Source organism: Streptacidiphilus sp. MAP12-33 (assembly GCF_041261265.1).
GTDB lineage: Bacteria > Actinomycetota > Actinomycetes > Streptomycetales > Streptomycetaceae > Streptacidiphilus.
In genome coordinates, this window is the sequence record NZ_JBGCCA010000047.1 from 55,646 (window position 1) to 66,109 (window position 10,464).

The window sequence follows — 10,464 nt, forward strand, 5'->3', positions numbered from 1 at the left end:
TGGACGGGTGTACGAAGCATGCCGTCGTGCACCATGCGCTGTCGCCCGTCGCGGTCGTCCCACAGAGCGGATTCCCGCAGGGGCCGTCCGGCGGTCGGCCGGGGGCCGTGAGGCCCATGTGAGGGGAGGGGTTTCGAAGGGAAGCTGGACGTGCAGGGTTCCCCCGGCCCTGCCAAGACGCCGGGATCGGCCGGCGTCTGGACCGGCGGCCGGGCAGCGCCGGACCACGCGGGTGCGCGGTCTCACTGCTCCGGACGCCGGTTCCCGTGGTGCACACCCCAGTGCGGTGCGCGACCGAACCGGTCGCGGGCGAGGCGATCGTCGCGGGGCCGTCCGGCTGTGGCGCGGCGCACTCAAGCCAGGGTCTGACGCCCGCTCAGGGTGGCGACCCCCTCACCGTCGAGCTGATCGCAGTAGGCTGCGCGACCGGCCATCGCCATGATCAAGGCCAGGGTGGTGCCGGACACGCGAGGACCCTCACCGGCGGCGAAAGGGCCGTCGGTGGCTGTCAGCCGCAGTCCGGCGGAGCGCTTCCTGGAGAGGACTGGCAGGTCGGAGCCCTGGTAGTACACGGCGACGGCGGTCAGGGAGTCGAGCGCGTAGGCATGCTCGATGCCGAGCGGTCGGCGGATGTCCTCCGCGTGGACCACCGTCTCCCCGAGCATCGCCGTTCTCGGCAGGGGCGGTTTGACCGTGTTGGTGATCGCGCGGCGGAACCGCGCGAGCGTCTCGGCCGGATCGGCGCCCATCTGCTCGGCCAGCCGCAGGGCGACCTGCCGGTCGAAGTCGAAGCGGCAGCGGATCACACCTGCCATCCACCGCGCGGGGGTGAGACTCGCACCTGCGGTCATGTGCGCGAGCACCTCGCGGACCGTGAGCCCGTCGCAGAGGGACGCGGTCGCCCACTGACGCTCGTCCAGTCGAGCCAGGTCGCCGGCCAGGGCGGCACGCTCGACGTGGATCTGCTCCCAGGTCGCGGCCGTGGGCCGGGGGCCGCTGGCCGGCGTGGGCGTTGAGGACGGCATGCGGTCACAGCTCCCGAGCTTGGGCGTCGGCGCGCGCCGATCGGGGCGCCGGTAGAGCGAAGCCTCGCACATGGGCCCCTTGTCTGGGTTGCACAAGGGTTCTGCCGCCTGCGCTCGTCCACCTCTCGGTCCCCGCGGCAGACACCTATCCGGGTCGGTGTCGGCGAGGCGGCGCGCCGAGCACCCGCCTCTGATGGACGCTGAACGAGACAGCCGGCTGCCGAGCCGCTGACCCGAGGAGGAACCGAGCGATGAGGTTCGTTCAGATCATCGAGTTCAAGACCGGTCGCATCGACGAGTTCAACGCCCTACTGGACAGCTGGGTCGAAAAGAACGCGGGCAACCGCATGGCGTCGCGGGCCTTGCAGGCGCGTGACCGTGACAGGGAGAACGTGTACCTGAACATCGTGGAGTTCCCCTCCTACGAGCAGGCGATGGACAACTCGAACCGCCCGGAGACGGCGGAGTTCGCGGCGCGGCTCGCGGAGCTCTGCGACAGCCCCCCGGTGTTCCGCAACCTCGACCTGCTCGAGGAGCGGAACTTCCCGGCCTGAATCGGGGGCGGCGTCCCGGGTGATGTCGTGGCGGCGCCGTGCATGTCAGTCTCCGCCTGGTCCGGCGGCAGGCCGTGTCGCACGCGGATCGCCGAACTGCGGTCGGTGACACGTCAGCGCGGAGGCCGGAAGGGTTCGCCCCGGGCGAGGCGGCGCAGGCGGGCCGGCAGGCCCGCCCGGCGGCGCAGGGCTCCGCCTCGGTCCAGTTCCTCCATCAGCCTGCGGGTCCGGTGCTCCAGGTCGAGTTCGTCGAGGATCCGGTCGATCTCCGCGAGCAGTGCGCCGTGGAGCTGCCAGGCGAGCGGGTGGCGCTCGACCTGCCGCAGCAGCAGCTCTGCCACGTGGTCGCGGCTGTCCCAGGCCGCCTGCAGCTCGGCGGCGAGCCGCGCCTCGGCGCCCTCCGCGTCCCGGCTCACCTGGGTGGTCACCAGGACGCCGAAGCTGACCAGGGCGTCGCCGAGATGCCCGAGCACGTCCCGCAGGCCGGCGGCGATCTCGCGGTCGAAGAGGGGCTCCTCGGCATCGCGCCGTTTGGCGAGGTCGGTCAGCGAGCGGGCGAGGACGCGCACGACCACGACGCAGATCTCCAGGGTGTCCAGGCCGGTGCGCAGCACCACCCGGGACAGGAGCGGCTCGCTGATGCGCGGGTTGAGCCGCAGGCTGTCCTCGGCCTGGCGCAGCGCGGCGTCCACCTCGGCGATGTGGTGGTCCAGGCGGCGCGCGTCGTGCAGCCGCTCGGCGGCGCGGGCGACGGGGGTGGGGCGGTCCAGCTCCTCGCCCAGGCGGAGCAGCATCTGGCGGACCCGGCGGGCGAGGTCCTCGATGGACTCGCCTGCGCTCTCCACCCAGACGGGCGGGGCGAGCAGCAGGTTGAAGGCGAGCCCGACCCCGGCCCCGATCAGTGTCTCCAGCACCCGGTCCCAGGCCTGCGAGGCGAGCTGGGTGACGCCCAGCACGAGCATCGCGCTGATCGCGACTTCCTGCACGAACTCGCCCACCCGGATGAACTGGCCCAGCGTCAACGAAGCCAGGATGATCAGCCCGAGGCTCCACCAGGACAGTCCGACGACCGAGCTGAACCCGATCGCGAGGACCACTCCGGCCACGACGGAGACGACCCGCCGGGCGCTGGTGGTGAGCGTCGAGTAGAGCGTCACCTGGACGACGAGCAGGGTGGTCAGGGGCGCGGTGAGCGGCGCGGGCTGGTTGCTCAGCTGTTCGGCGACGGCGTAGGAGAGGGTCGCCGCGACGGTGGCCCGCAGCGTCTGGACGACGACGGGGTCGCGGCGAGCTCGGTTCAGGGCGCTCGGGAGGCCGGACACCACCTACGTATGCCCCGCCCGCCCGATCTGATCCCGCATTGACCCGGTCGGGCTAGACCGTAGGAAGTGTGAGCTTGTGGTGGTGGGGCGTCCTGTGCCGGGCTGCGCCGAACAAAGGGCGTGCGGAAGTGGTTCGAGTCGCCAGCAGGAGCCGCGCGGTCGGCCACGGACAACGGTGTCGGCCACGCTCCCGGGGTTCACCAGTCGCCGGTGATCAGCTCCAGCACACCCCGGACGCCGCCTCTGCGGTAGGCCGCACGTTGGCGATGAGCGGGTGAGCCGAGTCGCAGCAGGCGACCGACGGCGCTCCGCACGGCTTCGAGGCCGGCTGCCGCGGACAGCGCGCGTTCCGTGCGGTCCAGCAGCGCGACGACGGCCTCCGCGCTGCGCTGTCGTCCGTCGCGAGGATCGCACAGCGTGGCCTCCAGGCCGTGCCGCGCCGCCCACCAGGTGTTGGCCGCCAGCAGTTCGCCCGTCTCCGAGGGCGGCGCGACCCCGTTCTGCGCGTCGTCCAGCGGCTGAGTGCGGCGGGCGGACCGCAGCAGTGTCCTGGAGTCGGTCATCGCGGTTGCTCACCTGGGGACGGCGGAGACCTCGGGCGGCTGCCGGGCCGCCGCATCGTCCCGTGCTTCGCGTGCGCGCTTCGATCGGCAGCACCCGGGTAGGCGCCCTGCCCGGGCAGGTCCCGGATCCGAACGACGGAGGACTGAGAACCATGCCAGACGCCGCTGATCCATCCCACCCCGACCCGGTCCCGCCGACCCCGACACCCCCGCCGCCGGGCGGCCCGCAGCCGGGCCCGGGCCCCGGGCCGCGCCCTGAGCCGTTGGGACCGGACCCGCTACCGCCGCCGCGGCCGGAGCCTCTCGGCCCCGACCCCGTGCCGCCCCCACCACCAGGCCGACCCGGCCCCGGCCGGTGATCACACTGCCCCCGACGGAACGGGGCACCTGGTCTCGGCCTGACACCATGCCGCCACGTGCGAGGACAACGGCGCAGGCGGAATCTGACGAAGCGGAGATACGGCATGCCCGAGTTCGAACGGGGCCGCCACGAGACCGTGGAGGAGGCCGCGGACCGCCGCTGGACCGACCTGGTCCAGGAGGTACGCATCGCTCAGACCGGGGCGCAGATCATGTTCGGCTTCCTGCTCTCCGTCGCCTTCACGGACCGTTTCTCTCGACTGCACGGCTTCGACCGCGGCCTCTATGTCGTGATCGTGGTTCTGGGGGCGGTGGCCACGGGCACCCTGATCGCCCCGGTGACCTACCACCGCATCCTTGCTGGGCGCCATGTCAAACCCCGCATGGTGAGGGCCGTCAGCCATCTCGTCGGCCTGGGCGCGGCCCTGCTCGCCCTGGCCGTGGGCTGCGCGCTGCTCCTGCTGCTGCGGGTTGCGGGGCTCGGGTGGGCGGCCTGGTTCGTGGCGGGCACGGTGCTGACCTGGTTCGCACTGTGCTGGGTCGCGCTGCCTCTCTTCCTGAAGCACCGCCACGGTCCTGGTCCGGGGGCTTGACCCAGGGCCGTTGCAAGGTCACATCCGCACGATAACCCCGACGCGGGCGGGGCCGGCGCAGTCTCGGGGCCGAAGGCCGAGGCGCGGATGGGTACACGTACGAACCGTCCGCCGAGCGGCACGCTCGCCGAGGGGCGCGCACCACTTTCGTTGAGTTCCGGTGGAAGCGCGCCTGCCCGCCATGGCACCTGGGCTGGTCGGGGTGACTGGGGCCGAGGCCACCCCTGGAGCGGCCTCGGCCGGTTCGGAGCGCCTTCAGGCGATTCCGCTCGGTTTCAGGAAGCCGTGTTCCGAGTCCCAGGCGGCGGTCGCAGCCGGTGCGCCGTCCACGTGGTCCGACCAGACGCGGACCTCGACCCGGTAGGGCATCGGTTTCCTCGTGCATGACGAACCGCCCCTTCAGTTCGGCGAGGAGGTGCTGGTCAGCGCACTCCTGGGCGGTCACCCACAGTTCCTCCCCGGTCGCCGGCGCCAGAACACGCGCTGCGCCGAACCGGTCCTCCTCTATGCGGACTTCACTCCAGTAGGTCATTGCGTCCTCCGTCCCGGCCTCTTCCCGGGCGCCGGGTGCAGACCCGGGTCTCGTGCCTCGGGAGGAGCCTGGTTCGCGTCTACCCGCCCGAAGCGTGCCCACCCGCGCTCCGGGCCGGTGGGTTGGCTCACGCGGCTCGGTCGAGGCCCCCTTCGGTATCTCCGAGGCTGACGCTGCCGCGCCGTTCGCGGGCGGGCCGACCGGGTCGGACCCGGGGCTGAGGCGCCACCAGGAGCGGCCGTGTCACTCGTGAGCCGGGCGCGCTGCCAGCACTCGACACGAGCGCCGCGTTTGGCGTCGTCCGGCGCGGATATCCGCCCGATGTGCCCGCCTGGTCCGGTGCGGACGGGAATCGTGAGGAGACCTTGGGATGAGTGCCTACGAGCTGCGAGCCGAGCACCGGCCGGCGAACCCGGGTCGGAGGGTCGGCCAGTGGCACATCGTTCCCGCTCGTCGTCTGACCGGCCTGTGCCGTCGTCTGACGGAGCCGGTCGCGGACGTTCGCCCGATCGCGGACGCCTGGGCCGTGGAGGCGGAGCTGCGCTGCCCGCAGTGCTGGGCTCGCTACGCGGCCGAGACCGCCGAACTGCCCGCCGGGGCGGGCTCTCGGCTGTCGCCGTCCGCGCAGAGCCACGTCGGGCCGGGACCTGGGCCGGGACGCGGGGCCGGACCAGGTACTTCGCACCATGCACCGCGGACCGGCGGCAAGGCCGTCCGGTTCGAGATCGAGCGGGCGTGAGCGAGCGGTCCGGCCCGACCGCTCAGCCTCGGTGCGGCCGGTGACTGTTCTTGGTCTCCGCTGCTGCGGGCGTTGGGAGCCGTGGCACGGGCCAACGGGGGGTGCACTCAATCGGTCAGCGCAACAGTGCTGTGATCTTATCGGCTGGGGTGTCGTAGTCGAGGGTCTTCCGGGGGCGAGTGTTAAGGCGCTCGGCGATGCGGTCGAGGTCCTGCTGGGTATGGCCGGCCATCGTGGTGCGCTTGGGGAAGTACTGGCGCAGGGGGCGGTTGGTGTTCTCGTTGGTGCCTCGCTGCCAGGGGCTCTGCGGGTCGGCGAAGTAGACAGCCAGGCCGGTGGCCGCTGTCAGGTCCTTGTGCGCGGCCAGCTCCATGCCGCGGTCCCAGGTCAGGGTCTTGCGCAGGTGGACGGGCAGGGTCAGCATCGCGGCGGACACCCGTGCGGTGACGGTGGCGGTGTCCCGGCCGTCCAGTTGGACGAGCAGAGTGAAGCGGGTGGTCCGCTCGACGAGGGTGGCGATCTGGGTGACTGCGCTTCCCATGACCAGGTCTCCCTCCCAGTGCCCGGGGACGAGGCGGTCGCGCACTTCAGCGGGCCGCTCGTGGATCGGGGTCGCCTTCTTGATCTGCGAGCGCCACTGGCCGGTTACAGTGTTGTGGATGTTGCGGCGGGTCGGGCGTCCTGAACGCAGGTGCTGCTGCAGGGACTTGGCCAGTACTCCGCGGGTCTGCATGAGCAGGGATTTGTAGATGGTCTCGTGGCTGATCCGCATCCCGGGGGCGTCGGGATGCGCCTTCGCCAGATGGCCGGCTATCTGCTCAGGCGACCAGTCGTCGGCCAGGCGAGCGGCAACCATCTCCCGCAGGGGTTCGTTCAAGGCCAGCAGGCAGAGCTTGGGGCGCCGGGCGCGTTGCCATGCCCGGTCCTCCGCGTCGACGGCCCGGTAGTGCTCAGTGCCCTTGTTGCGGCTGATTTCACGGCTGACGGTGGAGGCGGCCCGTCCCAGGGACCGGGCGATCGCGCGCATCGAGTCCCCGCGGGCCAGGCCCCGGGAGATCAGCTCGCGTTCGGCGTCGGTCAGGAACCCGGGCCGACGCGCGCGGACCGGCGGGACGTAGCCGCCGTTCGACTTGAGGATCGTGAAGACCGAGCCGGGTGGCCGCCCCAGGGCCCGGGAGATCGCACTGATCGACTCGCCGGCCTTCCAGCGGTCCCACAACTCACGCTTCTGCGCGTCCGACATCCCCGGACGACCCATCCTTGCCATACGCCACACCCTCTCCTATCTGGGGTGTTGCGCTGACCGGTTGAGTGCACCGGAGCTTTGTTTGTGAACGGGTGGGTAGGTGCGCGGTGGCTGCTCACACGTCGCGGTGGCCAAGGGCGTCCGGTCCGGCACCGCGTGCGTGTCGGGGTCGCCGTGGTACAGCAGCCGAGCGATCGGAGGCCGCAGGATGAAGCCCGCTGCGAGAGAATCCGCCCCCGCGACGAGGGCCACCCCAGACCCCGCGCGCTCCACCGGCGCAAGCGACCGGTTGCGGCACATCATCTGTGTACGGTGCTACCCGGCCTTCGACGGCGCTCGCGTGGCTCCGCAGGACGCGGTCTGTATCTGCGGCAAACCCGTTCGGGCCGGGGACCGGCGCCCTGAGGGCGGCGCCATGCCGTGTGTCGTGTGCGATGAACTGCGCGGGCACCACGACAGCGAACGGCACGCGACCGAGGGGTAGGCGCGCGTGGCCGATGGGGGCCGCGCGCCGTCGCTGCCGCTGGGACGGTCACCCTGCTGCCGGGTGTGCGCACGTCCCGGGCTGCGGCCTGTCTTCGGCTGGGGCAGGTTGGAGGCATGAGCGATGAACTGTCCTTCGACGCGGAACATCATGCGCACGTGGTCGTGCACCCGGTTCAGGCCGACGCGACGGCCGGCCCCTACCGACGTGTGGACATCCTCGGCGAGCATGTCGGGAAGGCCTACGAGCTCGCTGACGTGGCGGAGTTCTGCCGACGCGCCGGCTTGGACGAGCTCGACCTCGACGCCGAGCACATGGTCCAGTGGATCGGTGGCAGCTCCGACGTGTGGGAGTAGTCAACTCCCACGCGCGGAAGTGGATCCGCCGAGCGTCGGACGCCGACGGCCGGGCGCTCAACCAGCCTGCTGTCATGGTGGGTTGGTGGGACCGGAGACCGGGTGGGTGGTGGCGGCGCAGACGTGCTCGCGGAACTGGGGGTGAAATATCCCGTCGGTGCCGGCCGCGGCCTGCTAGAGTTGCATGAGTTGCAGTAGTGGTTCCCATGAACTTTGTGTGCGCCTGCTGATGTTTCGCAGGCGCATTTTTGTTTCCCGGTGTTTTCGGGTGGGTGCTCATCGCGGCGACTCGGAGCCCGCGCTGTGCGTGCTTCGGACAGCCCCTTGAAGGAGATTTTTTTTATGGCTAATGGCACTGTGAAGTGGTTCAACGCGGAAAAGGGCTTCGGCTTCATCGAGCAGGAGGGTGGCGGCCCGGACGTCTTCGCCCACTACTCGAACATCAACGCCAACGGCTTCCGTGAGCTGCTCGAGGGCCAGAAGGTCGAGTTCGACGTCACGCAGGGCCAGAAGGGCCCGCAGGCGGAGAACATTCGTCCGCTGTAGTTCTTCTGCCGAGGCACCCGCCCAGCAGCGAGGGGCCCGCACCGCGTACATGCCCGGTGCGGGCCCCTCGGCATTGCGTCACCACCCGTCTCCGGCCGTTCAGGCCCCGGGTTCCGCCGTCGGCGGCCCTTCCCGCGCGTCACGCGCAGCGACGCAGTCCAGATCGACGTCCGGATCGTCGTCGAGCCGCACCGTCCCACCGTTCGAGGTTCTCCGCTCCCGTCCATCACGGTGAGCGCCGACGGTAGGCGACGCGCCGCACGGTTGCATCATCCACGCACCATCCGTCACATTTTCGGCCCGTCCTCTCGCGGCCTCCGCCTGCGCCCCGCGCCGCGGAAACCTCTCTGGTGACGTGCCGCCCCGAGGAAGGTCTCCGCATGATTCATGCACATCGCTCTTCGCGCCAGGACACCGGCTCCCGACCCGCAGACGGCTCACGGCCCGGCGGCCGGGCCCAGGGGTCCCGCTCCGCCGGTGGTGCCTTCTATGGTGCCCGTTCCGGGAACGCACGGTCGTCGTCCGCCGCAAGGGGGCGTCAGGGCGACGCTCCGCAGGGCGAGTTCGCGGTTCCGGTCACGGTCGCACCGGCGCTGCCTGCCGTCGGGTCGTTCGGCGAGCTCGACATGCCGAAGGCGCTGCTGTCGGTGCTGACCCGACAGGGCGTCACCTCGCCGTTCCCGATCCAGGCCGCGACGCTGCCGAACGCCCTGGCCGGCCGTGACGTGCTGGGCCGCGGGCGTACGGGTTCGGGCAAGACCATCGCGTTCGGCCTGGCTGTGCTGGGCCGTACCGCGGGTCGGCGGGCCGAGCCGCGCCGGCCGCTGGCCCTGGTGCTGGTGCCCACGCGTGAGCTGGCGCAGCAGGTCACCGAGGCGTTGACCCCGTACGCGGACGCTGTGCGGTTGCGGATGACGACCGTGGTCGGCGGGACGTCGATCAACCGGCAGGCGCGGGAGGTGAACCGTGGGGCAGAGGTCGTAGTGGCCACCCCGGGTCGACTCAAGGACCTGATCCAGCGCGGCGACTGCCTTCTGGACCAGGTCGGGATCACGGTGCTGGACGAGGCCGACCAGATGGCCGACATGGGCTTCCTGCCGCAGGTGACCGAACTGCTCGACCAGGTGGCCGACGGCTGCCAGACGATGCTGTTCTCCGCCACCTTGGACCGCAACGTCGACCGCCTGGTGCACCGGTTCCTCAAGGACCCCGTCACCCACTCGGTCGATCCGTCCGCGGCGGCGGTCAGCACGATGGAGCACCACCTGCTGCATGTGCAGAACGCGGACAAGGACGCCACGATCGCCCGCATCGCCTCCCGCGACGGCGGGGTGATCATGTTCACCGACACCAGGCACGACGCGGACCGTCTCGTGGCGGACCTGCTCGCGAAGGGGGTGAAGGCCGCGGCCCTGCACGCGGGCAAGTCCCAGCCCCAGCGCACCCGAACGCTCGAGCAGTTCCGCGCCGGGCAGGTGACCGCGCTGATCGCCACCAACGTCGCCGCCCGCGGCATCCACGTCGACGGGCTCGATCTGGTGGTCAACCTGGCCCCGCCCAGCGACCACAAGGACTACCTGCACCGCGGCGGACGCACCGCCCGGGCCGGCGAGTCCGGCACGGTCGTCACCCTGGTCCTGCCCCACCAACGCCGCCAGACGGCCCGCATGATGGCCAACGCCGGTATCACCCCTGCCTCCGCGCACGTCCACTCCACCGACGAGGTGCTGGCCCGCGTCACCGGTGCCCGCGTCCCCACCGGTGTTCCCGTCGTCATCGCCGACCCCGTCGTCGAGCGCCCCCGCCGCAGCGCCTCCGCGCGACGCGACCACCGCGGCCGCCCCGCCCACACCGGCCGCAACCGGCAAGCCACGGATCGGGCCCGCGGCGCTGCCCCCAGGCGTGCGGCTTCGGCCGCGTAACGCCGACTGCCCGGCGACGCAGCGGTTCAGTGCGGGATGGCCGGGAGAACCGACCGATGTCCCCGGCCGCGGCAGGGAACAAGGAGGTGGCGCCCCCCGCGGGGGGGGCCCCCCCGGCGGGGGGGGGGGGGGGGGGGCGCCCGGCCCCCCCCCCCCCCCGCGCCCCCCCCCGCTCCGCGACGCAGGGCGTGAAGCGCCCCAAGTGGCCGTTGTAGCGCCGGG

General features: G+C 71.7%; 10 protein-coding genes. 6 read left to right on the forward strand and 4 right to left on the reverse strand.

Annotated elements, in window-relative coordinates; genetic code table 11:
- Positions 1-353: 353 nt before the first annotated feature.
- Positions 354-1,025 (reverse strand): maleylpyruvate isomerase family mycothiol-dependent enzyme, encoded by a 672-nt coding sequence (locus ABH931_RS35245; RefSeq protein WP_370122874.1) that lies wholly within the window; start codon positions 1,023-1,025, stop codon positions 354-356.
- Positions 1,026-1,276: 251 nt separating this feature from the next.
- On the opposite strand from ABH931_RS35245, the gene ABH931_RS35250 reads away from it, so the two are divergent.
- On the forward strand, positions 1,277-1,579 hold the full coding sequence (locus ABH931_RS35250) for a hypothetical protein (protein ID WP_370122876.1): 303 nt from the start codon (positions 1,277-1,279) through the stop codon (positions 1,577-1,579).
- Between the two features lie 113 nt (positions 1,580-1,692).
- Here the strand turns inward: ABH931_RS35250 and ABH931_RS35255 are convergent, their stop codons facing one another.
- Positions 1,693-2,901 carry an aromatic acid exporter family protein gene (locus ABH931_RS35255; RefSeq protein ID WP_370122879.1) on the reverse strand — a complete coding sequence of 403 codons (1,209 nt, stop codon included), beginning with the start codon at positions 2,899-2,901 and terminating at the stop codon, positions 1,693-1,695.
- Positions 2,902-3,098: 197 nt separating this feature from the next.
- Positions 3,099-3,464 carry a hypothetical protein gene (locus ABH931_RS35260; protein ID WP_370122882.1) on the reverse strand — a complete coding sequence of 122 codons (366 nt, stop codon included), beginning with the start codon at positions 3,462-3,464 and terminating at the stop codon, positions 3,099-3,101.
- A gap of 464 nt (positions 3,465-3,928) precedes the next feature.
- Between ABH931_RS35260 and ABH931_RS35265 the strand changes: the two genes are divergently transcribed.
- Positions 3,929-4,417 carry a DUF6328 family protein gene (locus ABH931_RS35265; RefSeq protein ID WP_370122883.1) on the forward strand — a complete coding sequence of 163 codons (489 nt, stop codon included), beginning with the start codon at positions 3,929-3,931 and terminating at the stop codon, positions 4,415-4,417.
- 902 nt (positions 4,418-5,319) lie between these two features.
- Positions 5,320-5,688: a hypothetical protein gene (locus ABH931_RS35270; RefSeq protein WP_370122886.1), complete on the forward strand. Its 369-nt coding sequence runs from the start codon at positions 5,320-5,322 to the stop codon at positions 5,686-5,688.
- A 115-nt stretch (positions 5,689-5,803) separates the two neighbouring features.
- On the opposite strand, the gene ABH931_RS35275 is transcribed toward ABH931_RS35270, so the two are convergent.
- On the reverse strand, positions 5,804-6,955 hold the full coding sequence (locus ABH931_RS35275; protein ID WP_370122888.1) for an IS30 family transposase: 1,152 nt from the start codon (positions 6,953-6,955) through the stop codon (positions 5,804-5,806).
- A gap of 579 nt (positions 6,956-7,534) precedes the next feature.
- Here ABH931_RS35275 and ABH931_RS35280 point away from each other — a divergent pair.
- The 3 genes from ABH931_RS35280 to ABH931_RS35290 all read left to right on the forward strand — a co-directional run bounded on the left by ABH931_RS35280 (position 7,535) and on the right by ABH931_RS35290 (position 10,242).
- Entirely contained in the window at positions 7,535-7,774 is a 240-nt protein-coding gene (locus ABH931_RS35280; protein ID WP_370122891.1) for a hypothetical protein, read from the forward strand.
- A gap of 342 nt (positions 7,775-8,116) precedes the next feature.
- Complete coding sequence (locus ABH931_RS35285) at positions 8,117-8,320, forward strand: cold-shock protein (protein ID WP_030918248.1); 204 nt, start codon at positions 8,117-8,119, stop codon at positions 8,318-8,320.
- A gap of 380 nt (positions 8,321-8,700) precedes the next feature.
- Positions 8,701-10,242 (forward strand): DEAD/DEAH box helicase, encoded by a 1,542-nt coding sequence (locus ABH931_RS35290; protein WP_370122893.1) that lies wholly within the window; start codon positions 8,701-8,703, stop codon positions 10,240-10,242.
- Positions 10,243-10,464: the final 222 nt, after the last annotated feature.

Excerpts from the sequence above, each read along its gene's own strand:
- ABH931_RS35245 (WP_370122874.1), bottom strand. The coding sequence starts at position 1,025 with ATGCCGTCCTCAACGCCCACGCCGGCCAGCGGCCCCCGGCCCACGGCC.
- ABH931_RS35250 (WP_370122876.1), top strand. The coding sequence starts at position 1,277 with ATGAGGTTCGTTCAGATCATCGAGTTCAAGACCGGTCGCATCGACGAG.
- ABH931_RS35260 (WP_370122882.1), bottom strand. The coding sequence starts at position 3,464 with ATGACCGACTCCAGGACACTGCTGCGGTCCGCCCGCCGCACTCAGCCG.
- ABH931_RS35265 (WP_370122883.1), top strand. The coding sequence starts at position 3,929 with ATGCCCGAGTTCGAACGGGGCCGCCACGAGACCGTGGAGGAGGCCGCG.
- ABH931_RS35270 (WP_370122886.1), top strand. The coding sequence starts at position 5,320 with ATGAGTGCCTACGAGCTGCGAGCCGAGCACCGGCCGGCGAACCCGGGT.
- ABH931_RS35275 (WP_370122888.1), bottom strand. The coding sequence starts at position 6,955 with ATGGCAAGGATGGGTCGTCCGGGGATGTCGGACGCGCAGAAGCGTGAG.
- ABH931_RS35280 (WP_370122891.1), top strand. The coding sequence starts at position 7,535 with ATGAGCGATGAACTGTCCTTCGACGCGGAACATCATGCGCACGTGGTC.
- ABH931_RS35285 (WP_030918248.1), top strand. The coding sequence starts at position 8,117 with ATGGCTAATGGCACTGTGAAGTGGTTCAACGCGGAAAAGGGCTTCGGC.
- ABH931_RS35290 (WP_370122893.1), top strand. The coding sequence starts at position 8,701 with ATGATTCATGCACATCGCTCTTCGCGCCAGGACACCGGCTCCCGACCC.